The following is a 23,146-nucleotide window of genomic DNA, read 5'->3' on the forward strand; positions in this document are numbered from 1 at the left end:
ATGACGTTGCTAAACTGCAAAAAAATAACCGACGCGTTTTACGTCGGTTATTTATCTCATTTTGCAGGGCGCGTATTTTGCACCATTTCGAGGCTCGATGACAAGATGTTGAGCCCTTCATCGATAATTTCTTTTTCCGCCGTGAGCGGAATAAGGAACCTGATAACGTTAGCACGCACCCCGCAGGAGAGCAAAATCAGGCCCTGTCGTCCCGCTTCCTGGACCAGCCGTTGGGTTAGCGTTTTGTCCGGGCGGTGGCTGTCTCGCCCTTCCACCAGCTCCATCGCCACCATCGCGCCAGGGCCGCGTACGTCGCCAATACAGTCATAGCGTTCGGCCAGTTCTTTGAGGCGGCTGATAAGCCGTTCGCCCTGCGCCTGCGCGCGCTCGTTAAGCCGCTCTTTTTCGATAAGCTCTGTGACCGCCAGCGCGGCGGCGATGCTGACGGGGGAACCGGCATAGGTGCCGCCAAGCCCGCCGGGCAGCGCTTTATCAAACAGCGATTTCTTACCCACCAGCGCCGCCAGAGGAAAACCGCCCGCCAGGCTTTTGGCCATCGTGACCAGATCCGGTTCGACGCCAGAATGCTCGATAGCGAAGGTTTTGCCGGTGCGGCAAAAGCCGCTTTGGATCTCATCGACGATAAGCACTATGCCATGCTTATCGCATAGCGCGCGGAGTTGCTTCATAAACTCCGGCGACGCGGCGTAAAACCCGCCCTCTCCCTGTACCGGTTCGATGATAATCGCCGCCACCTCGTCGGGGGAGACATCAGCCGCGAAGATGCCCGCCAGCGAAGCCAGCGCCTGCGTGTCGCTTACGCCAAGGTAAGAGGCTGGATAAGGCGCATGGTAGATTCCCGCCGGAAACGGACCATAGCCCTTTTTGTAGGGCTGCACTTTACCCGTCAGCGCCATTCCCAGCAGGGTGCGGCCATGAAACGCGCCGCGAAAGGCGATAACGGCGGAGCGACCGGTGGCGATGCGCGCCACTTTAATTGCATTCTCCACCGCCTCCGCGCCCGTGGTGAGAAACAGCGTCTGGCACGGCTCGCTTATGGGCGCAAGTTTATTCAGACGCTCAGCCAGTTCAATATAGTTGCCATAAGGGGTGACCTGAAAACAGGGGTGAGTAAAGTGCTCAAGCTGCGCTTTAACGGCTTCAATAACAGCCGGATGATTATGGCCGGTATTAAGCACCGCAATGCCCGAAGCGAAATCGATATAACGCCGCCCTTCCACATCCCAGAGTTCTGCATTTTTTGCCCGCTCAATATAAACCGGCAGCGCATTACCCACCCCTTGCGGCACGGCGTCGACGCGCCGCTGCTGCCATTGCTGGTTAGTCTGACTCATACAACCTCCTTGCGCATAAAACCCCTGCGTTAACAACACAGTGGTGAAAGAAAAACGGTTTCGGCAGGGATCTGCCTGCTTTAAACATAGACGAGGTTATAAAGTCGAAAGTATGAAATTAACTCAGCCTCCGTCATGAGGGGCGGGAGCGGAATAAAGCGCGGTAATTTCGCTGTTGCTCAGGATCTGCTCGCGCCACCAGGCGCAGGCAAGCCCCGAGGTCTGCTCATTCCAGCCAATCCATACCGGCTCGTAAGAGACGTGTGAAGCCACCTCTTTTTCCACCAGCGCGCCGCTGTCAAGATGCTGTTGGGCGAGATAGCGCGGCAGCCAGCCGCAGCCGATGCCGCGCAGTTGGAGTTCCAGTTTGGCTTTGAAATCAAAAACGGTGACGGCGTCCTGGTCCTCCAGAACGCCGGAGGCAAAAGAGAGGTGTGTACTTGCCGGGTCGGCCACCGCCACGGCGCGGTAGCGTTTGATAAGGCGTCTTGATAGCGGCTCCTGCGCCTGCGCCAGCGGATGGTGGGGAGCGACCGCAAAAACGCTGGCCAGATGGCCAAGCAGCGTGAAAGAAAACCCGCTTAGCGGCGGAGGCGTGCGCATCGCGCCGATAACCAGATCAACGCGCCCCTGCGTCAGCGACTCCCAGGAGCCGCCCAGCACGCCGTTGATAAACTTCAGCCGTGTCATTTCATGAAGCTGTAAAAAAGCCTCGATATGGGGAAACAACAGCGTAAAGGGAAAAGTATCGTCAACACCGATGGCCAGTTCGTTTTCCCAGCCCAGGTGAAGCTTGACCGCCTGCTTTTCAAGATCGCGTACGGTTTGCAGCACTTCGCGCCCTTTATTCAACAACATCGTGCCGGTTGGGGTAAAACGGGCGCGATGCCCGCTGCGGTCCAGCACCTGAATATTCAGGTCGCTTTCAAGTTTATGAACGGTGTAGCTCAGAGCGGAAGGTGTTTTATAAAGCCGGGAAGCGGCAGCGGCAAAGCTGCCCTCTTTATCTAATGCATCAAGAATAATTAATACATCGAGCAATGCTCTCATTGTCGCCTCTTGCGCTGTGCAGCACGTTTACCGGCGTCAGGAACGGCAGCTACTCCATTGGCATCACTAACGGATCGGGATAAAGATATTCAAAACCAAGTTCATTACAGATACGGTTGCCATCCACCCGCTTTCCTTCACCATTGCCTGCCGCTTCGCTAAAGCGAGGCGGCTCAAGGCCGAGCAAACGCGCCATATGCGGATAAAATATGGCGCGCGCCGGATGTTGGGGGGCACAGATATTATAGATATGTCCCCCTTTCGGCGCCTGTAAAAGTAACTGTATGGCGCCAATAACATCTTCCAGATGCACCAGGTTTACGCCGTGCTGGCCGTCCGGCGCGTGCTTACCGGCAAAAAAGCGGCCCGGATGTCGCCCCGGCCCTACCAGCCCCGCCAGGCGCAAAATGTCGACCGAGGTTCCCGGCAGGTTATGCAGCCAGTCTTCCAGCTCCTTAAGCACCCTTCCGCTTTCCGTGACCGGATTGCGCGGCGAGGTCTCTTTCATTACGCCTTCGCCATTGCCATAAACGGAGGTGGAGCTGGTGAAAATAATACGCTTAACGTTGTGCGCCAGCGCGCTGTCGACAATTTCCTGCACTGCCTGCATATAAAAATCCCCGTTGCCGCCGGTGCGGCGGGCGGGCAGCGTGAGCACCAGCGCGTCGACGTTCAGCAACGCGTCCAGGTCATCGCTGTCGCAGACCAGCTCAGGTTGCAACAGCAGCGGGTAACTCTCAATGCCGCACATGCGCGCCGCTTCTACGCCATCCTGAGTGGTTTTGCTGCCCGTGACTTCCCACCCTTTTGCCGAAAGCGACAGCGCGAGCGGCATACCCAGCCAACCCAACCCGACAATTGCGACCTTTTTCATCCTTCTCTCCTGGAGACTGTCATCTTGCGAACTTACTAAGTTTAGGCTACGCCAGCGGCGTCTGGCTGACAATTCACGGGCGCAATATGATGATTTTTAATGATGAAAAAAAGCGCTTGCATTCTTCGCCTCGTATGGTTTACGGTTAAAGCCAGTTAATGAATAGTCATTCACACGAGAAATTTACAATGCGCGTTCAGTTTAAAAACCACCACCATCACCATCATCCTGATTAGTCTTTCAGGCGATGTGTGCTGGAAGACGATCGGTTCTTCCAGTGGTGCATGAACGCAGAAAAAGCCCCCGGAAGATCCACTTCCGGGGGCTTTTTTTATGGACCGTTTACAGACAGGATCACGAGGACATCAACATGACCGATAACACCCGCTTACGCATAGCTATGCAAAAATCTGGCCGCTTAAGCGATGACTCACGCGAACTGCTCGCCCGTTGCGGCATAAAAATTAATCTCCACACTCAGCGTCTGATTGCGCTGGCGGAGAATATGCCGATCGATATCCTGCGCGTACGCGACGACGACATCCCGGGCCTGGTGATGGATGGCGTGGTGGATCTCGGCATCATTGGCGAAAATGTGCTGGAAGAGGAGTTGCTCACACGCCGCGCTCAGGGCGAAGACCCGCGTTATTTCACGCTGCGTCGCCTCGATTTCGGCGGTTGCCGCCTTTCCCTGGCGACCGCCGTGGACGAACCCTGGGACGGCCCGGCCTGCCTGAACGGCAAGCGCATCGCCACCTCTTATCCGCACCTGCTCAAGCGCTACCTCGACCAGAAAGGGGTGCAGTTTAAATCCTGTCTGCTTAACGGTTCGGTGGAAGTCGCCCCGCGCGCAGGCCTTGCCGACGCCATCTGCGACCTTGTCTCCACGGGCGCCACGCTTGAGGCTAACGGTCTGCGTGAAGTGGAGGTCATTTACCGCTCCAAAGCGTGTCTTATCCAGCGTGACGGCGAGATGCCGGAAATGAAGCAAAAGCTTATCGACAAACTGCTGGTGCGCATTCAGGGCGTAATTCAGGCCCGTGAGTCAAAATACATCATGATGCATGCGCCGACCGAGCGCCTGGAAGAGGTTATCGCCCTGCTGCCGGGCGCCGAGCGTCCCACCATCCTGCCACTGGCGGGCGACCAGCAGCGTGTGGCGATGCACATGGTGAGCAGCGAAACCCTGTTCTGGGAAACCATGGAAAAACTCAAAGCCCTCGGCGCCAGCTCTATCCTCGTGCTGCCGATTGAGAAGATGATGGAGTAAGCGCCATGACCTTTAGCACGATAATCGACTGGAATAACTGCAACAGCGCGCAGCAGCGCGCGCTGCTGACGCGCCCGGCCATTTCCGCATCTGAAAGTGTTACCCGCACCGTCGCCGACATTCTTGATAACGTAAAAGCCCGGGGCGATGCGGCGCTGCGCGAATACAGCGCGAAGTTTGATAAAACCGACGTGACGGCGCTGAAAGTTACGGCTGAAGAGATCAACGCCGCCGAAGCGCGCCTTGGCGAGGAAATAAAAGAAGCGATGGCGGTAGCGGTCGCCAACATCGAGACCTTCCACCTCGCCCAGCGCCTGCCGACGGTAGACATCGAAACCATGCCGGGCGTACGTTGCCAGCAGGTAACGCGCCCGGTGGCTTCCGTAGGCCTCTATATTCCCGGCGGCTCCGCTCCGCTTTTTTCTACTGTATTGATGCTGGCGACGCCTGCGCGTCTCGCGGGCTGCGCCAAAGTGGTGCTCTGCTCCCCTCCGCCGATTGCGGATGAAATTCTTTATGCGGCGAAGCTTTGCGGCGTGCAGGAGGTTTTCAACGCGGGCGGCGCGCAGGCTATCGCCGCGCTCGCTTTTGGCAGCGAGACGGTGCCTAAGGTGGATAAAATTTTCGGCCCCGGCAACGCTTATGTTACCGAAGCGAAACGCCAGGTGAGCCAGCGTCTTGATGGCGCGGCTATCGATATGCCCGCCGGTCCTTCCGAGGTGCTGGTGATTGCCGACAGCGGCGCTACGCCCGATTTCGTCGCCTCCGACCTGCTCTCCCAGGCGGAGCACGGCCCGGACTCGCAGGTGATTCTGCTGACGCCGGACCGCGAGATGGCGCAGGCGGTCGCAGAGGCCGTAGAGCGCCAGCTCGCCGCTCTGCCGCGAGCCGAGACGGCGCGCCAGGCGCTTTCCGCCAGCCGCATTATCGTTGCGCGCGATCTGGCGCAGTGCGTGGAAATTTCCAACCAGTACGGCCCGGAACACTTGATTATCCAGACCCGTAGCGCCCGCGAGCTGGTAGAGCGCATCACCAGCGCCGGTTCCGTGTTTCTGGGCGACTGGTCTCCCGAGTCCGCCGGCGATTACGCCTCCGGCACTAACCACGTGCTGCCGACTTACGGTTACACCGCTACCTGCTCAAGCCTTGGGCTTGCGGATTTTCAGAAGCGTATGACCGTACAGGAGCTTTCCATGCAGGGCTTTGCGAGCCTTGCGAAAACCATTGAGACGCTGGCGGCCGCTGAACAGCTTACCGCCCATAAAAACGCCGTCACGCTGCGTGTCGCCGCCCTTAAGGAGATGGAATGAGCATTGAAGAACTGGCCCGCGCCAATGTCCGCGCGCTGACGCCCTACCAGTCCGCCCGTCGTCTCGGCGGCAGCGGCGATGTCTGGCTGAACGCCAACGAATACCCGCTGCCGGTGGAGTTTCAGCTAACGCAGCAAAACCTCAACCGCTACCCGGAATGCCAGCCGAAGCAGGTGATTGAACGCTACGCCGACTACGCCGGCGTGAAACCGGAACAGGTGCTGGTGAGCCGCGGCGCCGATGAAGGCATTGAACTGTTGATCCGCGCCTTCTGCGAGCCGGGAGAGGACGCCGTGCTTTACTGTCCGCCGACTTACGGCATGTACAGCGTCAGCGCGGAAGCGTTCGGCGTTGAGTACCGCACCGTTCAGGCGCTGGAAGACTGGCAGCTTGATTTACCCGCCATCGCCGAAAAACTCGACGACGTGAAGGTGGTGTTTGTCTGCAGTCCCAATAACCCGACCGGACAGCTTATCAACCCGCAGGATCTGCGCACGCTACTGGAGATGACGCGCGGCAAAGCGCTGGTGGTCGCCGACGAAGCCTATATCGAATTTTGCCCGCAGGCGACCGTCGCCGGCTGGCTGGCGGAATACCCGCACCTGGTCGTGCTGCGTACGCTCTCAAAAGCGTTCGCGCTTGCAGGGCTACGCTGCGGCTTTACGCTTGCCAGTGAAGAGATAATCAACCTGCTGCTGAAAGTGATCGCCCCGTACCCGCTTTCCACGCCGGTGGCGGATATCGCCGCGCAGGCGCTGAGCCCGCAGGGCATCGTGCAGATGCGTGAGCGGGTGGCGGAAATTAAACGCAACCGCCAGTATCTGGTATCGGCGCTGCAAGAGGTGCCGTGCGTTGAGCGCGTTTTTGACAGTGAAACTAACTACGTGCTGGCGCGCATTACCGCTTCCAGCGCGGTGTTTAAATCCTTATGGGATCAGGGCATTATCTTACGCGACCAGAACAAACAGCCCTCGCTGAGCGGCTGTCTGCGTATTAGCGTCGGCACCCGCGAAGAGTGTCAGCGCGTGATTGACGCCCTGCGTGAACAACCCGGCCTTGCGGCCACGGAGCGTGTATGAGCCAGAAGACTCTCTTTATTGACCGTGACGGTACGCTGATTGCCGAGCCGCCGGAAGATTTTCAGGTGGATCGCTTTGATAAGCTGGCCTTTGAGCCAGACGTGATCCCCACTCTGCTGAAGCTGCAAAAAGCGGGCTTTAAGCTTGTGATGATCACCAACCAGGATGGGCTTGGCACCCACAGCTTTCCGCAGGCCGATTTTGACGGTCCGCACAACCTGATGATGCAGATCTTCACCTCTCAGGGGGTGATTTTTGATGACGTGCTGATCTGCCCGCACTTCCCCGATGACGCCTGCGATTGCCGCAAGCCGAAAACCACGCTGGTGCGGAGCTATCTGGAAGAGGGCGTGCTGGATACAGCCAACAGCTATGTGATTGGCGACCGCGCCACTGACATTGAACTTGCGGAAAACATGGGCATTCAGGGGCTGCGCTATAACCGCGCCGACCTGAACTGGACGATGATTGGCGAGAAGCTGACAAAGCGCGACCGTTTCGCACAGGTCTCCCGCAACACTAAAGAGACGCAGATCGATGTGAAAGTCTGGCTCGACCAGGAAGGCGGCAGCAAAATTAACACCGGCGTCGGCTTCTTTGACCATATGCTCGACCAGATTGCCACCCACGGCGGCTTCCGGATGGAGATTGCAGTGAAGGGAGACCTTTATATCGACGATCACCACACCGTGGAGGATACCGGCCTTGCGCTGGGCGAAGCGCTGAAACTGGCGCTTGGCGACAAGCGCGGCATTAACCGCTTCGGCTTCGTGCTGCCGATGGATGAGTGTCTGGCGCGCTGCGCGCTGGATATTTCCGGACGTCCGCACCTTGAGTACCGCGCCGAGTTCACTTACCAGCGCGTAGGCGATCTCAGCACGGAAATGGTGGAGCACTTTTTCCGTTCACTCTCTTACACCATGGGCGTAACGCTGCACCTGAAAACCAAGGGTAAAAACGACCACCATCGTGTGGAAAGCCTGTTTAAAGCCTTTGGCCGCACGCTGCGCCAGGCGATTCGCGTGGAAGGCGACACCCTCCCCTCCTCAAAAGGAGTGCTGTAATGAACGTGGTGATTCTGGATACCGGCTGCGCCAACCTCTCTTCCGTGAAGTGGGCGGTGCAGCGCCTGGGTTACGAACCGCTGGTCAGCCGCGAGTCGGATGTGGTGCTGCGTGCCGATAAGCTCTTTTTGCCGGGGGTGGGCACCGCTCAGGCGGCAATGGATCAGCTGCGCGAGCGCGAACTTATTGACCTGATTAAAGCCTGCACCCAGCCGGTGCTGGGGATATGTCTCGGCATGCAGCTGCTGGGGTCGCGCAGCGAAGAGAACAACGGCGTCGAGACGCTGGGCATTATCGATGAACCCGTGCCGCATATGACCGACTACGGCCTGCCGCTGCCGCACATGGGCTGGAACCGCGTCTACGCGAAAGCGGGCGACCGTCTGTTCCGCGGCATTGAAGACGGCGCGTATTTTTACTTCGTGCACAGCTACGCCATGCCAGTGAACCCCTGCACTATCGCGCAGTGTAATTACGGCGAGCCGTTTACCGCCGCGGTGCAGAAAGATAACTTCTGGGGCGTGCAGTTTCACCCGGAACGCTCCGGCGCCGCGGGCGCGCAGCTGCTGAAAAATTTCCTGGAGATGTAAATGATTATCCCGGCATTAGATTTGATTGACGGAAAAGTGGTGCGTCTCCATCAGGGCGATTATGGCCAGCAGCGCGACTATGGCAGCGACCCGCTGCCGCGTCTGCAGGATTACGAAGCGCAGGGCGCGCAGGTGCTGCATCTGGTGGATTTAACCGGCGCGAAAGACCCGGCGAAGCGCCAGATCCCGTTGCTGCAAAAGCTGCTGGCGGGCGTGAGCGTGCCGGTGCAGGTCGGCGGCGGTGTGCGTACGGAAGAGGACGTGGCCGCGCTGCTTGAAGCGGGCGCCAGCCGCGTGGTGGTGGGTTCCACCGCCGTGAAATCACCTGAAACGGTGCAGCAATGGTTTAAACGCTTCGGCGCCGATGCGCTGGTGCTGGCGCTGGATGTGCGTATCGATGAAGCGGGCCGCAAGCAGGTGGCGGTCAGCGGCTGGCAGGAAAACTCCGGCGTTACGCTGGAGGCGTTGGTGGAAAGTTATCTGCCGTTCGGCCTGAAGCATGTGCTCTGCACCGATATTTCTCGCGACGGCACGCTTTCCGGCTCCAACGTGGCGTTGTATGAAGAAGTATGCGCCCGCTATCCGCAGGTGGCGTTCCAGTCCTCCGGCGGCATTGGCGAACTTAATGATATTCGCGCCCTGCGCGGCACTGGCGTTCAGGGCGTAATTGTCGGGCGCGCGCTGCTGGAAGGCAAATTTACTGTGACGGAGGCGATTCAATGCTGGCAAAACGGATAATCCCCTGCCTGGACGTGCGAGACGGCCAGGTTGTCAAAGGCGTGCAGTTCCGTAATCACGAGATTATTGGCGATATCGTGCCGCTGGCAAAACGCTATGCGCAGGAAGGCGCCGATGAACTGGTCTTTTACGATATCACCGCCTCCAGCGATGGCCGCGTGGTAGACAAAAGCTGGGTTTCCCGCGTGGCGGAAGTGATAGACATCCCTTTCTGCGTAGCGGGCGGCATCAAATCCCTGGACGACGCGGCGCAGATCCTCTCTTTCGGGGCGGACAAAATCTCCATCAACTCCCCTGCCCTGGCGGACCCGGAACTCATCACCCGTCTTGCAGACCGTTTTGGTGTGCAGTGCATTGTCGTAGGCATTGATACCTGGTTTGACAGCGAGACGGGCAAGTATCACGTGAACCAGTATACCGGCGACGAAAGCCGTACTCGCGTCACCCAATGGGAAACGCTGGACTGGGTAGCGGAAGTGCAGAAGCGCGGCGCCGGCGAGATAGTCCTTAACATGATGAACCAGGATGGCGTGCGCAACGGTTATGACCTGACGCAGCTTAAAAAAGTGCGCGAGGTCTGCCGCGTTCCGCTGATCGCTTCCGGCGGCGCCGGCACCATGGAGCACTTCCTGGAAGCATTTCGCGACGCGGACGTGGATGGCGCGCTGGCGGCATCGGTATTTCACAAACAGATTATTAATATTGGCGAACTGAAAGCATTTCTGATTCAGCAAGGCGTGGAGATTCGAGCGTGTTAACAGAACAACAGCGGGCCCAACTGGACTGGGTGAAGACCGACGGGCTGCTGCCGGTCGTGGTGCAGCACGCAGTATCTGGCGAAGTGCTGATGCTGGGTTATATGAACGACGAGGCGCTGCGCCGGACAGAAGAAAGCGGCAAGGTGACATTCTTCTCCCGCACTAAACAGCGGCTGTGGACCAAAGGCGAAACTTCCGGTCACTTTCTGAATGTCGTGAGCATAACACCGGATTGCGATAACGATACGCTGCTGGTGCTGGTTAACCCAATTGGGCCAACCTGCCACCTTGGCACCTCGAGCTGTTTTGGCGAGGCGCATCACCAGTGGCATTTTCTTTACCAACTGGAAGCGCTGCTGGCGGCGCGTAAAACCGCCTCGCCGGAAAGCTCCTATACTGCAAAGCTGTATGCCAGCGGCACCAAACGGATTGCGCAGAAAGTGGGAGAAGAAGGCGTGGAAACGGCGCTTGCCGCGACGGTACGCGACAAAGAAGAGTTGGTTAACGAGGCGTCTGACCTGGTTTATCACCTGCTGGTGCTGTTGCAGGATCAGGAACTGGATTTAAGCGCGGTGATAGAGAATCTGCGCGGCAGGCATAAGTAAGCATAAAAAAGGCCGGGTTAACCGGCCTTTTATCAAACAACCCGCCAGAGAGATTACCCCGGTCGATGGTTGCGTACAGCATGACGAAGAAGTACAACGCCTGAGCCAATGATGCCACCAATCAGCACTGCCAGAATAAGCGTTAATGCTCTCTTCGGACTATCTCGATAAATCGGCAAGCTTGGCTTCATGACATAACGGAACGAATAGAGCGAATCAGGTTTTGACTTAAGCGCACTGACAGCAAGCAAAGACTGACGTGTCTGGTAGTAATAATCTGAAAGCGGCAGTGGACGCGTTCCTTCGTTCTTGATTATTGAAGAAAGCGCGTCGCTACCTAATACAAATAAGGTGTCTTCAGAAAGTGTTTCGGCCTGTTGAACTAGCGTATCTTTAATATTCGCTTGCTGCGCTACAAGCAATGCCTGATTAAGTACGGCAAGGCGTTTATCTTTTTGCTCTTGCGCCACTTTAATCTGCGTCGCCAGGGAGGCTTTCAGGTCTTCCAGCTTACTGTCGATGTTGACTTGCAAGTCAGCATCCAACTCTTGCACGACCTGTTTATTAATTTGCTGGATATATTTATCTAATGTCTTCTGCGCCTGTTCAGCACCATTCGCTGTGTAGCTGATAGTCAAAGGTACCTGCTGTCCTTTCACCGTCTGTTCAATTTTCAGGCTCTCTTTTTCAGGCTGGTTTTGCAACTCATCGGCCAAAGCAGAAATGGCTGAATTGAAACGGCCAAAAAAACGCTCCTGGACATCCACAACGGTAGGCGCGTTTGTGGGGTTTTGACCATAAAGTATGCCCATTGAGTTGTTGTAATTGGCTATCTGCCCGGAGTCAGGCAGAGTAACTATCGCTTCAGAAGTCCACTTTTCTTTCGCGACGAATAAATAAGCAACAGCAAGCAGGATCGCAACGACAATACACGCAGCAATGGTCAGCTTTCCGCGCCATAACTGAAGCAGTAGATCTAACAGGTCAATTTGCTCGTTGGCGTCCGGTTGCCTGTTATTAGCAGTAGAAGAAGTGTGCACCATACAAACCTTATAATAAATTTATTTGTTATCAAACAGATAAACAACTTTACGTGTAGCCTGCAGCGCTTAGTTTGCCAAATTCATTTCTTATGTTGATAAGACAAAGATGAAACTGCACGTAGCGGCACAATTTACCTGTAAAGTTTGTTGATTGTAAGGCTCTTTTTATATCTATTTATCCAGAAAAAAGCCCGGCCATGGCCGGGCTTTAACATTCAAAAAGTAAAAGATAGAGTTAATCCAGCCATTCGGTATGGAACACGCCTTCTTTATCGGTGCGCTTGTAGGTATGCGCCCCGAAGTAGTCGCGCTGCGCCTGAATAAGGTTTGCTGGCAGTACAGCAGAACGGTAGCTGTCGTAATAAGCGATAGCTGCGGAGAAGGTCGGCGTCGGGATACCGTTCTGTACCGCATAAGCCACTACATCGCGCAGCGCCTGCTGGTAATCATCAGCCGCTTTCTTAAAGTATGGCGCCAGCAGCAGGTTCGCAATAGATGGGTTTTCAGCATACGCATCGGTAATTTTCTGCAAGAACTGAGCGCGGATGATGCAGCCAGCGCGGAAGATCTTCGCAATTTCACCGTAGTTCAGATTCCAGTTGTGCTCTTCAGAAGCCGCACGCAGCTGGGAGAAGCCCTGAGCGTAAGAGACAATTTTACCGAGGTACAGCGCGCGGCGTACTTTCTCAATAAATTCAGCTTTATCGCCTGCGAAAGGTTTGGCCTGCGGGCCGCTCAGTACTTTGGAAGCGGCAACACGTTGCTCTTTCAGGGAAGAGATATAACGCGCAAAAACAGACTCGGTGATTAGGGACAGCGGCTCCCCGAGATCGAGTGAGCTCTGGCTGGTCCATTTACCGGTGCCTTTGTTAGCCGCTTCATCCAGAATCACATCAACCAGGTAGTTGCCCTCTTCGTCCTTCTTGGTGAAGATGTCTTTAGTGATATCGATGAGATAGCTGCTCAGCTCACCTTCGTTCCATTCAGAGAAGGTTTTCGCCAGTTCTTCGTTGGAAAGATTCAGGCCGTGCTTCAGCAGAGAGTAGGCTTCTGCAATCAGTTGCATATCGCCATATTCGATGCCGTTATGCACCATTTTCACATAATGACCAGCACCATCCGGCCCAATGTAAGTAACGCACGGCTCGCCTTCCGCCACAGCAGCAATTTGCTTGAGGATAGGCGCGACCAGCTCATAAGCTTCTTTCTGACCGCCAGGCATGATAGATGGCCCTTTCAGGGCGCCTTCTTCACCGCCGGAAACACCAGTGCCAATGAAATTGAAGCCTTCTTCAGACAGTTCGCGGTTGCGACGAATCGTATCCTGGAAGAAAGTATTACCGCCATCAATGATGATGTCGCCTTTATCCAGATAAGGCTTGAGAGATTCAATGGCTTTATCAGTACCTTCGCCTGCTTTAACCATCAACAGGATACGACGGGGCGTTTCCAGGGACTCAACGAACTCCTGCACCGTATAGTAAGGAACCAGGTTTTTGCCCGGGTTTTCTGCAATCACTTCTTCGGTTTTTTCACGGGAGCGGTTGAATACGGATACGGTATAGCCACGGCTTTCAATGTTAAGCGCCAGGTTGCGCCCCATCACGGCCATACCAACAACGCCGATCTGCTGTTTGGACATTACATACTCCTGTCAGGTGTGGTCACTGCGAATCATCACGCAGGTAAATGTAGCTACGATGTTAACTCAGGATGGACAAATGTGGGAGCCTTTCGTCTGAGGATTACGTCTTCAACAATAATTGCTTACAAACAAATGCGGATCAAACTAACGGCTTATAGCCATTAGGGTTTTGCTGTTGCCAATTCCAGCTATCACGCATCATCTCATCCAGACTTCTTGTGGCGCGCCACGCCAGCGCTTTATGCGCCAGGGAAGAATCGGACCAGCACTCAGCGACATCGCCCGGACGGCGTTCAGTAAACGTGTAGGGAATTCTTACATTACTTTGCGCTTCGAAAGCAGAAATCAGCTCTAAAACCGAATACCCTTTGCCAGTACCCAGGTTATATATGTTACATCCGCTATCAGCATTCATTTTTTCAATTGCTGCGACGTGACCTTCAGCAAGATCCATCACATGGATATAATCCCTTACTCCCGTTCCATCATGAGTGGGATAATCATTACCGTATATAGAAAGCTTTTTAAGCTTTCCAATAGCAACTTGACTTATATACGGCAATAAATTGTTAGGGATACCATTTGGATCTTCACCAATTAAACCAGAAGGATGGGCACCAGCCGGATTAAAATACCGAAGAATGGTAATGTTTAATTGCGGTTGCGCTTTGGCTGTATCCGATAAAATCTGCTCAACCATAAGTTTTGACGTACCATAGGGATTAGTAGTACCGCCTGTTTTGCAATCTTCTGTAAGAGGGATACGCTCTGGTTCACCGTAAACGGTTGCCGATGAACTAAAAATCAGCTTATAAATACCATGCTTCATCATTTCTTCAAGGAGAATAATACTTCCCATAACATTATTCTCGTAATACTTAGTAGGGTACTTTATCGACTCGCTCACAGACTTCAAACCAGCAAAGTGGATTACCGCTTCTATTGTATTCTCTGAAAAAATTTTCCCTAGGAAGATTCGATCGGTGATATCGCCTTGATAATAAACGATATCACGTTGCGTGATCGCTTGTACTCGACGTAAAGATTCATATGAAGAATTACTGAGGTTATCTAAAACCACAACATTGTAACCTCGCTCCAGAAGGCATAATACTGTATGTGATCCAATATAACCGGCACCGCCCGTCACCAGTATTGACATATCTATTCCTTAAAAATAAGTATAGCTATATTTGCCCATAGAAAGTGTTCGTTATGAAGAAAGAAGGTTTATCAATTTATCGCAGGCTTGTTCTTCATCAAATTTTTCTAACGCTATAGTACGGCTTGCCAATCCCATCTGAACAATCAGCTCGGGTTGCTTAATAAAAGATATCATCTTGTTAGCAAGCTCATCTGCATCCCAGGGCGGAATCAAAAAGCCATTGTATCCAGCGATGACGGTTTCTCTACAACCCGGCACGTCTGTAGTAATAATTGGTCTTCCTATTGCCATCGCTTCTTGTGTACTACGTGGGACCCCTTCACGGTAAGAGGGCAGAACAAAAATGCTGCTATTAATTAAGTGACTTTTAATGTCCGATACCTGACCTAAGAAATTCACATCACCTTTTTTAATCCAGGCTTCAAATTCCTCACGAGTAATGCCGCCAGGGTTATCATCAAACGTCCCTGCAATACTAAATTGCACATCAGGATATAGACGTTTTACTTTCTCAGCAGCGAGAACGTATTCTCTGACACCCTTTTCAACTAGTAGCCTGGAGACCATAGTAAAATGAATGACATCTGTACGCGCAGGCACATAACTGTATTGTTCAAGATTAACTCCAATTCCGCCTACAACTTCAGTCGACTTGACCTGAATACGATGTTCAATTAGTAAATCTTTATAATCATCGCTGTTAAGAAACAATACTTTTCGTGTCAAAGGCAACGATAACTTATAGAGTAATGTTTGTATTTTTCTGACAACTCTCTTTTTGAAGTTTTCCTGAGTAGCGCCTTTGGTAAAACAATACCCTAATCCCTCTAATAACACATTAACATTTTTTACGCCAGCGAGACGTGCTGCCAATGTACCAAAAATAACAGGCTTGGGAAAAAAGCAAAAAACGACATCAGGTTTAATTTCTTTTATTGTTTTAGCGAGCCTGATAGTATTAATCGCATCCGAGACAGGATTCATACCAGAACGTGAAAATCGATAACAGCCCGGATGTGCGCCTAATTCAATTATTTTTTTGAATGCATTGACGTCACTGTCCATCGTTAAGGTATGAACAACTGCCCCCTCTTCAATAAACTTCTCTATAAGACGCTTTCTGAAAAGCAAAATGGTACTTGTCTGGTTACCAATTAATAGCACTTGCATATTTCAAACCTGCTTAAGTGAATATATATCCAGCCAATTATTAACAATGGAATCGATAGAAAAGGTATCGACAATGTGATTTCGGTTTCGCTGCATAATTTTCGTTTTAGTATTCGCATCAGAATTCGTCACTTCAATTATTTTGCTAGCCAACGCATTTGCATCCGAAATTGGTACAATAAAACGTTTATCGCCGACAACTTCAGCAACTCCGCCAGCGTTAGTAGCGACGACAAGACGTTCACAAGACATTGCTTCCGCAACAACCAGACCAAATCCTTCCCACTGCGATGAAGAAACATAGATATCACATGCTGAATAATATCGAGCAACATCCATTATTCTGCCGAGTAGCATGACAGCGCTCTGAAGTTGCAGATCAATAATATTCCGTTCAACTTGATGTCTGGCTTCTCCTTCTCCTATAATGACGAGCTTGTAATTATCAGGCAATTTTTGCATTGCGCTTAACAAATTAGGATAATCTTTCGCCTCTGTAAGTCTCCCTACAGCTAATATAAGAAAACAGTTATCATTGATATTGAGCTGCTTACGCAATTCGTTTCTTATATTTTCATCATATTTGAATAAATCCGTATCGATGCCGTTATAAACCACTCGTGATTTATATTTTCGAAAAGCATTTTTTTTAATAAAATCAGTAAGTGCTTCATCGCTGACATTCGTAGTTATGTCACACAGGCAGTCGGTAACCCTGTAAGCCAACATACGAACCTTTCCACCTTCATTTTTGCTATGCGCGGTACAGACTAGTTTATAATTTCCCGGTGCGACCAGTCTGGCCAGCCTTGCAATAATATTTGCGTGGAACATATGCCCATGCACGATCTGCGGCTTAGAATCTCTAATAATCTTAGCGAGGCGCAGTACGGCGTTTAGCAAACCCAATGGATTCTTTTGCATTCGTAAATTGATAAGCTTAACCTCGTTACTCTGAGGGGTAACTTCTATTTCACCGTTAAGAGCGACTATAGCCACGTCGTAATTGCGTTGAACTAACTTATCAGCAAGTAGACATAATTGCTTTTCGGCACCGCCCAGACCAAGGCCGGTGATAACAAATAATACTTTTTTTTTCATAAAATGTTATTCATATCCTGCGTGGCATCATAATACTTATCATTTGCAAGTTTCCGGACATAATCATCTTCAAAAAAGGATAGCAATCTGAAAGTCATGTTACTAAATTGTACAGGCGCCTGATCATTTCTAAAGTAAGAAATAAAGTTTAGGGTCAACATGCCTGAAAAGAATAATGCCAATATGAGTGTATTGTAGCTTCTAATAGAGAATAATCTTGTAGATTCTCCTTTTGGTACTACGCAAAATACATAAATAGCAATAAAATAGAAAAAGAAACAAACCCTTGCAAGGAAAGTAATTGAACCACTAAATAAGTGAATGGTTGCCCCTACGAAAATTAGCCGTGTTAATAATCTCACTGACGCAACACGATCAATACTTGCACGATAGATGAAATAAAACAGGACGAATATTAAGTCAAGGATATTTAACCAGCCAAAACTTAGGCTAATAGGGTTTTGCTGGAGATAATACGCAATTTTTGTAAAGGCAAGATTGGCATTCGCCAATGCAGTCACTATAGCAGCTCCGGTAAAGAAGAACCCTATAAAACCTACAATCGAAACTAGCGTCAGCAGGGTAAAAGTCGTGACATTACGGAATGATGCCAAAGCTATAGCGGGGAAAACAATCAGTGAAGATACATGAAAGCAAGCCGCGAGAAAAATCCAAAAAATCAACCAATTTATTTTTCCGTCATTATTATATTTGAGCAATGCATAAAAAATGATAATACATGCTATGAATTGACGAAGTTGCTCCAATATCAAGTTATAACCAAATATCAAAAATAAACATGCCCAAAAAAGCGGTTCGTTCGTTTTGAATCTCTTTATAATGAGGCAAAGAATGCTAAAAGTAATCAAATAAAACAGGAGTATAGCCAAACCATAGTTATTATTTGTTAAAAATAAAATCCCTTCAAAAAAAAGAACAAAGCCGAATTCAAAAGATGAATACGGATCACCTTCATCAACGAATTTTAAATAATAAATGCTCCAGTCCATTCCATTTAAGTAATACGATGTAAAAAACAGACTAAATAGAATGACAAATAGAAACCGAAGAATTGTTTGCGAACTAAAAGCGAACTTATTCCAGATCAGAGATAATAATAGCAATGGCGATGTAAGAAGTAATATAAACATATTATTGCTTTAAGCTCTCATACAAACGAATAACCAGATTAAAAGGATTTATTGTTTTCAGATACCTATAAAAAGCTGTTCTTTTTAGTGAGCAATGTAGATTAAACTTGTGATGTAAATAAGCTAAGTAATGCTTCCGCATTAAGCGAAATTCATTCAGATGTTTTAAATCATTAATCAGAACGTTATTTACTTTTGGGTTAGCTAAAGAAGTAATCTGCGAATCATGTAATCGATATAACACTGTTGTATAGTCAAAAAATAATGTAACTGCATTCTTCTCAATTAATTTTAGCCATAAAGGAAGATCTTCAAGTAATCTATAGGAAGTATCAAATCCATCGAAATGACTTCTATTAATAAAAGCGCAGGGGGCGACATTATTAAAATGGAGCATGGCAAGTTGCCGTTTTAACCACGATGCTCGCATTTTGCATATGTCACGAGTCCAGGATAAAGGATAGCGACTGGATTTCTTTACGTTTGCACCAAAAGTTTCGAAATAGGTAAATACCGCTCCAATATTATCCCAGTGCGCATATAAGTTTAGGCGTTTAATGAACTCAGAAATTGCCTCGGGTAGAAGAATATCGTCTGACCCGATACACTTTATCCACTTACCTTTTATTAAGGGCAGGCTATTATTCAAATTTGCAGGGATACCACTATTCCTTTCACTTTTCACTAAAGAACAAGGAATCGAAGGATGACTAATTTTCTTTTCATCGCACCATTGTTCTATTATCTGCACACTGTTATCGTTTGAACAGTCATCAACAATAATAATTTCAATGTTCTGATAGGTCTGATTAATGCATGACTCTAGCGTTTCTAAGATATATTTCTCTGCATTAAAAGACGCAACAACAATCGTTACAAGCGGTTTATTCATATTCTCACAAGTAAATAATAAATTATAAATAATTGCACAGTAGATTTTTTATTTAAACGAACACTGTGATTAATATTGTCCAACCGTAAATCGTCAACCGCTTTTTTAATAGCCTTGCGCCATTCTGCTTTAACCTCCTTGTTGAAAAGATGTCTCCATCTAATATAGCGAACCGATACACCCCAGACAGTACTGACAAGTAATTTGTACGCTTCACTTATATAGTCAAAACTTCCTGACTTTTTCTCTGCAGCCAAATAACCTTTAAGATAACAAGCGTTATTAATCACTTTGTAATAATTAATATTTACTTTCCTGGTTGTCGACTCAAGATTATGGATAAAATAATATTTTCCAGAAGATAAAAAAATCAATCTGGCCATACCAAAACAAATTCGTGAAATTATTTCGTCATTATTAATATAATTAATTCTGTCTTTATTATATTTGTAATAAGTATTATACGCTTTAGTCAGGATTTTTTTCTTATAAATCCCAAAGCCGTGTAACCCCCATGAAGATATACAGTGAGTTAATGCATCCTCGCCTTTGATCAATGTCGAATCCGTATAATATTTAAATGAAGTTCGATTAAGATCAGCGTGCGATTTAGTATGTATAAGCTCAAATAATGATATCCCTATATCATCATTTTCAAGCATCGGCTTTATTGCTTGTTCCAGCGCATCGGCGCTGAGCGCATCATCACAGTCAACGAATGCGATATAAGTACTTGTCGCCGCATTGATTGCCTTCTCTCTTGCCTGAGCCGCGCCCATATTTTGCTGCTGCACTAGAGTTAATTTGTATTTTGAAGAGGTATAATTTTTTACTATGGAGGCGGTATTATCCTGTGAGCCATCGTCTATAACCACCACTTCAAATCCACTCAGCGTTTGCTCATTCAGATTTTGCAGTATTTTAAGTATATTTTTTTCTTCATTATAGGCAGGTACAATAACACTCAAGCCATTACTGGATACAATCATTAATATGAGTCACCTTAGTTTTTAGATGCCAATAATAAATGCACGCTGTCACTATAAAATACAATGAATAAGTTATACAGTAAGCGATGCTTACACCTTCCAATGCGAAATGGCTAACAAACATTTTAACTAAAACCGGGAACATTATTGAAAAAATAATTTCCAGAATGGCATTTATTTTGAAATAACCTTTAGCCAGGAGAATGGTGGCAAAAAGCCAACTGCATATTCTTAAAAAATCACCAATATTTTGAAATAAAAAAAGATCTCGTGCCTTTGTAAAATCTGCAGTAAACAACACTTTAATAATAATGTCTTTTAAAATGAAAATTGAAAAAGCCATAATCAAAGCAAGAGGAACAACAACGGTAGCGCCGGTTTTTAATATTGATATATATTCATTGTATGATTTAGCTGCGGCTGTTTTGGGGAAATAGTATACCGTTAATGCTGTTGTTAAAACTGCAAGATAAGCTTCAGAAATTTTTGCCACAGCCTGCCAGTAACCTGCATCCTCTAATGAAAAATCATTTGTTAATATCGTACGTACAGCAATCAGGGATATTGGGCCTGTCAAAGCACCTATGATTCCCATAAGGAAGTATTTACGCATTTCTGCGATATGATGTGTTGGAACCTGGCCAACCCAATATTTCCATTTGAACCACGGCCTTTTCATTATAATGAATATAAGCCATGTCCCCGCTACTGCATTATTTAGAGCTGCCGATATCAACGCGCCCTTGAGGCCGAAAAAATATACTAATCCGGTCATTGACAAGAGAGATGATATGATAGCAAAAATATTAGCCAGGAAAAATTTATTATACTCATTTAACCCATTAAGCACGCCCAAAAATATATTATTAATAATATTTAATGGAAGCACGCATAACGCTACTATTATCAGCCAGTAAAGATCGGTCCGATGAAAAAGATATGCTGAGAGTTTTCCTGAAAACAAGACGCCGATGCTAATGATAAAACAGCAAGCTATCGTAGAAAGTTTTACCGAAGCACGCCAATAAGGCTGAGCTTTAGAGTAATCGTTTTTATTCTCAGCAGAATAACGATTTACTCCTTGAGAGACTTGGGAAGAAATGAATCCATTAACAAAGGTGACAAAGTTCTGTAGTTGCCCAAGGTTAGCAATTCCAGCTGGGCCTGTATAAATTGCAACAACTTTTGAAATAAGCAGTCCGCAAACTAAACGCAAACAAGTTACAATCCCGCTAAGGATTGTAACTTTTGCAAAATTCAACTTTTCCATCCATTAACCGCTTCAATAACAGCATCGACATCTTTAGAGCTCATTGTTGGATCCATAGGTAATGATAAAACTTCTTTATGGATACATTCTGTGAGCGGCAAATGGATATGATTATATTCTTTATATGCAATCTGATGGTGTGGAGCGAGCGGATAATGGATAAGAGTTTGAATACCTTTTTCCATTAAATAAGATTGCAAATTCTCTCTTTCTGTTGTGCGGATAACATAAAGATGCCAGGCATGAGAATCCTTTCCTTGAGCGACAACAGGCAAATTTATATGGCTATTTTCAATTCCACCTGTATACTTCTGAGCGATCGCTCTTCTGATTTCATTCTCTTTATCAAGATATTTTAATTTAACATTCAATATAGCTGCCTGCATCTCATCGAGACGGCTATTCACACCTTTATATCTATTTTGATATTTTACGTGGGAACCATAGTTTCGGAGAGCTTTGAGAACATCAGCCAGATTATCATCATTAGTAGTAATAGCTCCCGCATCGCCTAACGCGCCTAGATTTTTGCCCGGATAGAAACTGAAAGCAGCCGCGTCTCCCCAACTCCCTGCTTTTTTATTCTTAAGCTCAGCTCCGTGCGATTGAGCGCAATCCTCCAACACAAGCAAATTATGCTTGTCTGCTATTTCCATAATCTCATCCATCGGAGAGATCTGGCCGTACAGATGAACCGGCAGAATAGCCTTGGTTTTTTCTGTGATAGCCTGTTTTACTGTTTTGGCTGAAAGGTTATACGTTTGGGGGTCCGGCTCAACCAAAACAGGAACAAGTTCATTTTCAGTAATTGCAAGTATGGAGGCAATGTATGTATTGGCTTGAACAATAACCTCATCACCTTTTTTGAGCTGGCCTGTTTCGATCCAAGCCCGTAATACAAGATTCAGTGCGTCAAGGCCGTTCGCAACACTGATACAATGCTTTACGCCACAATATTCAGCGAATTGTTTCTCGAAGTTTTTGACTTCTTCGCCCAGAATATACCAGCCAGATTTAATTACGCGTTCGCATGCCAGCAATATTTCACTCTGATATTGCTCATTTATTTTTTTTAGATTTAAAAAAGTCACCATGTCATTATGCCTCTAAATATTTGTAATATTTATTTTTAAGCTCTATGTAGTCTTCATATTCAAAAATGAAGTTAAAATTTATATCATCTTCAGATACAATCTTAGCGCCTGTTTTTAAATGAAAAGAAATCACACCCACATTTTTTTTATCGACCTGAAAATAAGATGACTTAAACTGTTTATCTTCAAAAGCAAATTTGTAAACGAGGCAGGCGCTCTCTATAGCAGCACTTTTTGTTTTATGTTCATTCAGTATCCAACTACCCCAACAAAATTGCTTATCGTTAGTCAAACCGTAGATTCTAACTGTGCCAACCTCGCAATTCCCTTCATTTTTTTCGATAATAAAGTAAAACTCTTCATTAAGAAGCTCACGCTTTTTGTATTCCTGCAGCCATTCCTTTTGCGTTTCTGCAGAGCCTGAAACCTTTGAAATATGTTGATTCAACGAATCATTTATTCTGAGTGAATAGATGAATTCGGCATCAGAAGCGTCAGCAAAACGTAAGTGAATAGTTTTTGACTTTAAATTATCCATTTGTTACTCGCTGTTTGAATTCCTCATAGTTGCGAATATAATCACTTTCATCGTAATAATCATCCGCCAATACCATGAGTACACAGTTTTCGGAATAATCAAACATTTCATGCCAGATCATAGGTTCTATCATCAGCCCTTGAGTGGGATTATCTACTAAAATTTCAATAGATTCATTACCATCATCAAGCAAAAATTTGCAATGACCTTGTACAGGTATGGCGAGCTGACGTAATTTTTTATGAGCATGAAAACCGCGTCTGACATCCTTTTTTGTATCGAACATGTAATAAATTCGTTTTACATCAAAAGGAACACTTTTTTGTTCTTCCAGAACAACTAACGCGCCTCGCTCATCACCATGCTTAGGGAAATTGATAATTTCTATTTTCATA

24 protein-coding genes and 1 other annotated feature are annotated in these 23,146 nt (G+C 48.2%); of the genes, 9 read left to right on the plus strand and 15 right to left on the minus strand.

Going from position 1 to position 23,146, the window contains the following annotated elements; translation table 11 throughout:
* Positions 1–56: 56 nt before the first annotated feature.
* The 3 genes from gabT to MT962_RS17955 all read right to left on the minus strand — a co-directional run bounded on the left by gabT (position 57) and on the right by MT962_RS17955 (position 3,279).
* Positions 57–1,355, minus strand: coding sequence for a 4-aminobutyrate--2-oxoglutarate transaminase (gabT, locus tag MT962_RS17945; protein WP_024561112.1), 1,299 nt, complete (start codon positions 1,353–1,355; stop codon positions 57–59).
* Positions 1,356–1,478: 123 nt separating this feature from the next.
* A complete protein-coding gene (locus tag MT962_RS17950; RefSeq protein ID WP_024561113.1) occupies positions 1,479–2,405 on the minus strand; it encodes a LysR substrate-binding domain-containing protein in 927 nt (308 codons plus the stop codon).
* 49 nt (positions 2,406–2,454) lie between these two features.
* Complete coding sequence (locus MT962_RS17955) at positions 2,455–3,279, minus strand: SDR family oxidoreductase (RefSeq protein WP_024561114.1); 825 nt, start codon at positions 3,277–3,279, stop codon at positions 2,455–2,457.
* A gap of 188 nt (positions 3,280–3,467) precedes the next feature.
* Here MT962_RS17955 and hisL point away from each other — a divergent pair, with 188 nt between their 5' ends.
* The 9 genes from hisL (at position 3,468) to hisIE (ending at position 10,693) form a co-directional block, all read left to right on the plus strand.
* On the plus strand, positions 3,468–3,515 hold the full coding sequence (hisL, locus tag MT962_RS17960; RefSeq protein ID WP_110877335.1) for a his operon leader peptide: 48 nt from the start codon (positions 3,468–3,470) through the stop codon (positions 3,513–3,515).
* Positions 3,491–3,612: a sequence feature (His leader region), on the plus strand. Its footprint overlaps the gene before it by 25 nt.
* A gap of 37 nt (positions 3,613–3,649) precedes the next feature.
* On the plus strand, positions 3,650–4,549 hold the full coding sequence (hisG, locus tag MT962_RS17965; RefSeq protein WP_024552613.1) for an ATP phosphoribosyltransferase: 900 nt from the start codon (positions 3,650–3,652) through the stop codon (positions 4,547–4,549).
* Positions 4,550–4,554: 5 nt separating this feature from the next.
* A complete protein-coding gene (gene hisD / locus MT962_RS17970) occupies positions 4,555–5,859 on the plus strand; it encodes a histidinol dehydrogenase (RefSeq protein WP_247366161.1) in 1,305 nt (434 codons plus the stop codon).
* Positions 5,856–6,938, plus strand: a complete 1,083-nt coding sequence (gene hisC / locus MT962_RS17975) for a histidinol-phosphate transaminase (protein WP_247366162.1) — start codon at positions 5,856–5,858, stop codon at positions 6,936–6,938. Before hisD ends, hisC begins: the two co-directional genes overlap by 4 nt.
* Positions 6,935–8,002 carry a bifunctional histidinol-phosphatase/imidazoleglycerol-phosphate dehydratase HisB gene (gene hisB, locus MT962_RS17980; RefSeq protein WP_188724279.1) on the plus strand — a complete coding sequence of 356 codons (1,068 nt, stop codon included), beginning with the start codon at positions 6,935–6,937 and terminating at the stop codon, positions 8,000–8,002. Before hisC ends, hisB begins: the two co-directional genes overlap by 4 nt.
* Positions 8,002–8,592: an imidazole glycerol phosphate synthase subunit HisH gene (gene hisH / locus MT962_RS17985; RefSeq protein WP_007869104.1), complete on the plus strand. Its 591-nt coding sequence runs from the start codon at positions 8,002–8,004 to the stop codon at positions 8,590–8,592. The genes hisB and hisH overlap by 1 nt, the downstream gene beginning before the upstream one ends.
* Positions 8,593–9,330, plus strand: a complete 738-nt coding sequence (hisA, locus tag MT962_RS17990; protein ID WP_024555804.1) for a 1-(5-phosphoribosyl)-5-[(5-phosphoribosylamino)methylideneamino]imidazole-4-carboxamide isomerase — start codon at positions 8,593–8,595, stop codon at positions 9,328–9,330.
* Positions 9,312–10,088 carry an imidazole glycerol phosphate synthase subunit HisF gene (gene hisF, locus MT962_RS17995; RefSeq protein ID WP_007869109.1) on the plus strand — a complete coding sequence of 259 codons (777 nt, stop codon included), beginning with the start codon at positions 9,312–9,314 and terminating at the stop codon, positions 10,086–10,088. Before hisA ends, hisF begins: the two co-directional genes overlap by 19 nt.
* Complete coding sequence (gene hisIE, locus MT962_RS18000) at positions 10,082–10,693, plus strand: bifunctional phosphoribosyl-AMP cyclohydrolase/phosphoribosyl-ATP diphosphatase HisIE (RefSeq protein WP_007869111.1); 612 nt, start codon at positions 10,082–10,084, stop codon at positions 10,691–10,693. Before hisF ends, hisIE begins: the two co-directional genes overlap by 7 nt.
* Before the next feature lie 53 nt (positions 10,694–10,746).
* Here the strand turns inward: hisIE and wzzB are convergent, their stop codons facing one another.
* The 12 genes from wzzB to MT962_RS18060 form a co-directional block, all read right to left on the minus strand.
* Entirely contained in the window at positions 10,747–11,736 is a 990-nt protein-coding gene (gene wzzB / locus MT962_RS18005; protein WP_024561409.1) for an LPS O-antigen chain length determinant protein WzzB, read from the minus strand.
* Positions 11,737–11,971: 235 nt separating this feature from the next.
* Complete coding sequence (gndA, locus tag MT962_RS18010; protein WP_024561408.1) at positions 11,972–13,378, minus strand: NADP-dependent phosphogluconate dehydrogenase; 1,407 nt, start codon at positions 13,376–13,378, stop codon at positions 11,972–11,974.
* A gap of 142 nt (positions 13,379–13,520) precedes the next feature.
* A complete protein-coding gene (galE, locus tag MT962_RS18015; protein ID WP_024561407.1) occupies positions 13,521–14,543 on the minus strand; it encodes a UDP-glucose 4-epimerase GalE in 1,023 nt (340 codons plus the stop codon).
* A 51-nt stretch (positions 14,544–14,594) separates the two neighbouring features.
* On the minus strand, positions 14,595–15,716 hold the full coding sequence (locus tag MT962_RS18020) for a glycosyltransferase family 4 protein (protein WP_024561406.1): 1,122 nt from the start codon (positions 15,714–15,716) through the stop codon (positions 14,595–14,597).
* 3 nt (positions 15,717–15,719) lie between these two features.
* Positions 15,720–16,817, minus strand: a complete 1,098-nt coding sequence (locus MT962_RS18025) for a glycosyltransferase (protein WP_247366163.1) — start codon at positions 16,815–16,817, stop codon at positions 15,720–15,722.
* The gene (locus tag MT962_RS18030) at positions 16,814–17,968 is read right to left on the minus strand and encodes an EpsG family protein (RefSeq protein WP_281732750.1); all 1,155 of its coding nucleotides are present in this window, start codon (positions 17,966–17,968) and stop codon (positions 16,814–16,816) included. Before MT962_RS18030 ends, MT962_RS18025 begins: the two co-directional genes overlap by 4 nt.
* A 1-nt stretch (position 17,969) precedes the next feature.
* Positions 17,970–18,860 (minus strand): glycosyltransferase, encoded by an 891-nt coding sequence (locus MT962_RS18035; protein ID WP_007869137.1) that lies wholly within the window; start codon positions 18,858–18,860, stop codon positions 17,970–17,972.
* Positions 18,857–19,849: a glycosyltransferase family 2 protein gene (locus MT962_RS18040; RefSeq protein WP_247366165.1), complete on the minus strand. Its 993-nt coding sequence runs from the start codon at positions 19,847–19,849 to the stop codon at positions 18,857–18,859. The genes MT962_RS18035 and MT962_RS18040 overlap by 4 nt, the downstream gene beginning before the upstream one ends.
* On the minus strand, positions 19,833–21,119 hold the full coding sequence (locus MT962_RS18045) for an O-antigen translocase (protein WP_247366166.1): 1,287 nt from the start codon (positions 21,117–21,119) through the stop codon (positions 19,833–19,835). Before MT962_RS18045 ends, MT962_RS18040 begins: the two co-directional genes overlap by 17 nt.
* Complete coding sequence (locus MT962_RS18050) at positions 21,107–22,213, minus strand: DegT/DnrJ/EryC1/StrS family aminotransferase (protein WP_032988331.1); 1,107 nt, start codon at positions 22,211–22,213, stop codon at positions 21,107–21,109. Before MT962_RS18050 ends, MT962_RS18045 begins: the two co-directional genes overlap by 13 nt.
* 4 nt (positions 22,214–22,217) lie before the next feature.
* Positions 22,218–22,751, minus strand: coding sequence for a GNAT family N-acetyltransferase (locus tag MT962_RS18055; RefSeq protein ID WP_048888092.1), 534 nt, complete (start codon positions 22,749–22,751; stop codon positions 22,218–22,220).
* Positions 22,744–23,145, minus strand: a complete 402-nt coding sequence (locus tag MT962_RS18060; protein WP_048888093.1) for an FdtA/QdtA family cupin domain-containing protein — start codon at positions 23,143–23,145, stop codon at positions 22,744–22,746. Before MT962_RS18060 ends, MT962_RS18055 begins: the two co-directional genes overlap by 8 nt.
* Position 23,146 lies beyond the last annotated feature (1 nt).

The sequence above is a fragment of the Franconibacter sp. IITDAS19 genome (assembly GCF_023079515.1).
Lineage (GTDB): Bacteria > Pseudomonadota > Gammaproteobacteria > Enterobacterales > Enterobacteriaceae > Franconibacter > Franconibacter pulveris.

What these genes read in the sequence shown, in the direction of transcription:
- gabT (WP_024561112.1), bottom strand. Translation starts at nt 1,355, where the DNA reads ATGAGTCAGACTAACCAGCAATGGCAGCAGCGGCGCGTCGACGCCGTG.
- MT962_RS17950 (WP_024561113.1), bottom strand. Translation starts at nt 2,405, where the DNA reads ATGAGAGCATTGCTCGATGTATTAATTATTCTTGATGCATTAGATAAA.
- MT962_RS17955 (WP_024561114.1), bottom strand. Translation starts at nt 3,279, where the DNA reads ATGAAAAAGGTCGCAATTGTCGGGTTGGGTTGGCTGGGTATGCCGCTC.
- hisG (WP_024552613.1), top strand. Translation starts at nt 3,650, where the DNA reads ATGACCGATAACACCCGCTTACGCATAGCTATGCAAAAATCTGGCCGC.
- hisD (WP_247366161.1), top strand. Translation starts at nt 4,555, where the DNA reads ATGACCTTTAGCACGATAATCGACTGGAATAACTGCAACAGCGCGCAG.
- hisC (WP_247366162.1), top strand. Translation starts at nt 5,856, where the DNA reads ATGAGCATTGAAGAACTGGCCCGCGCCAATGTCCGCGCGCTGACGCCC.
- hisB (WP_188724279.1), top strand. Translation starts at nt 6,935, where the DNA reads ATGAGCCAGAAGACTCTCTTTATTGACCGTGACGGTACGCTGATTGCC.
- hisH (WP_007869104.1), top strand. Translation starts at nt 8,002, where the DNA reads ATGAACGTGGTGATTCTGGATACCGGCTGCGCCAACCTCTCTTCCGTG.
- hisA (WP_024555804.1), top strand. Translation starts at nt 8,593, where the DNA reads ATGATTATCCCGGCATTAGATTTGATTGACGGAAAAGTGGTGCGTCTC.
- hisF (WP_007869109.1), top strand. Translation starts at nt 9,312, where the DNA reads ATGCTGGCAAAACGGATAATCCCCTGCCTGGACGTGCGAGACGGCCAG.
- wzzB (WP_024561409.1), bottom strand. Translation starts at nt 11,736, where the DNA reads ATGGTGCACACTTCTTCTACTGCTAATAACAGGCAACCGGACGCCAAC.
- gndA (WP_024561408.1), bottom strand. Translation starts at nt 13,378, where the DNA reads ATGTCCAAACAGCAGATCGGCGTTGTTGGTATGGCCGTGATGGGGCGC.
- galE (WP_024561407.1), bottom strand. Translation starts at nt 14,543, where the DNA reads ATGTCAATACTGGTGACGGGCGGTGCCGGTTATATTGGATCACATACA.
- MT962_RS18020 (WP_024561406.1), bottom strand. Translation starts at nt 15,716, where the DNA reads ATGCAAGTGCTATTAATTGGTAACCAGACAAGTACCATTTTGCTTTTC.
- MT962_RS18025 (WP_247366163.1), bottom strand. Translation starts at nt 16,817, where the DNA reads ATGAAAAAAAAAGTATTATTTGTTATCACCGGCCTTGGTCTGGGCGGT.
- MT962_RS18030 (WP_281732750.1), bottom strand. Translation starts at nt 17,968, where the DNA reads ATGTTTATATTACTTCTTACATCGCCATTGCTATTATTATCTCTGATC.
- MT962_RS18035 (WP_007869137.1), bottom strand. Translation starts at nt 18,860, where the DNA reads ATGAATAAACCGCTTGTAACGATTGTTGTTGCGTCTTTTAATGCAGAG.
- MT962_RS18040 (WP_247366165.1), bottom strand. Translation starts at nt 19,849, where the DNA reads ATGATTGTATCCAGTAATGGCTTGAGTGTTATTGTACCTGCCTATAAT.
- MT962_RS18045 (WP_247366166.1), bottom strand. Translation starts at nt 21,119, where the DNA reads ATGGAAAAGTTGAATTTTGCAAAAGTTACAATCCTTAGCGGGATTGTA.
- MT962_RS18050 (WP_032988331.1), bottom strand. Translation starts at nt 22,213, where the DNA reads ATGGTGACTTTTTTAAATCTAAAAAAAATAAATGAGCAATATCAGAGT.
- MT962_RS18055 (WP_048888092.1), bottom strand. Translation starts at nt 22,751, where the DNA reads ATGGATAATTTAAAGTCAAAAACTATTCACTTACGTTTTGCTGACGCT.
- MT962_RS18060 (WP_048888093.1), bottom strand. Translation starts at nt 23,145, where the DNA reads ATGAAAATAGAAATTATCAATTTCCCTAAGCATGGTGATGAGCGAGGC.